A 257-nucleotide genomic window follows, 5' to 3' on the forward strand; every position below is an offset into this window, starting at 1 on the left:
TTAAAGCCGTTATTAAAGGCCTCTTTAACTACTACCAAGCTGAATACGGCGTACGCCGTTTAAGCACTCAAATTCGAGACTACTATCGCTTAATTGGTAAAAAGACACCTAATCATAAGCGCATTCAGCGCTTAATGCATGAAATGGGACTTAAATGTATCAAATATAATCGGCGAGTCCGTAAGTATGATTCCTCTAAGGGACCAAATGGCAAGAAAGCTAAGAATAAGCTAAATCGGCGTTTTATGAGTAACCGT

1 protein-coding gene is annotated in these 257 nt (G+C 39.3%); it reads left to right on the top strand.

Going from position 1 to position 257, the window contains the following annotated elements; genetic code table 11:
• Window positions 1-257 (top strand): IS3 family transposase (locus tag CBG10_RS10555; RefSeq protein ID WP_143452879.1); only part of this gene is annotated, 257 nt, incomplete at both ends.

Origin of the sequence: Limosilactobacillus reuteri, from assembly GCF_002254085.1 — a bacterium.
In the GTDB taxonomy this organism is placed as follows: domain Bacteria; phylum Bacillota; class Bacilli; order Lactobacillales; family Lactobacillaceae; genus Limosilactobacillus; species Limosilactobacillus reuteri_K.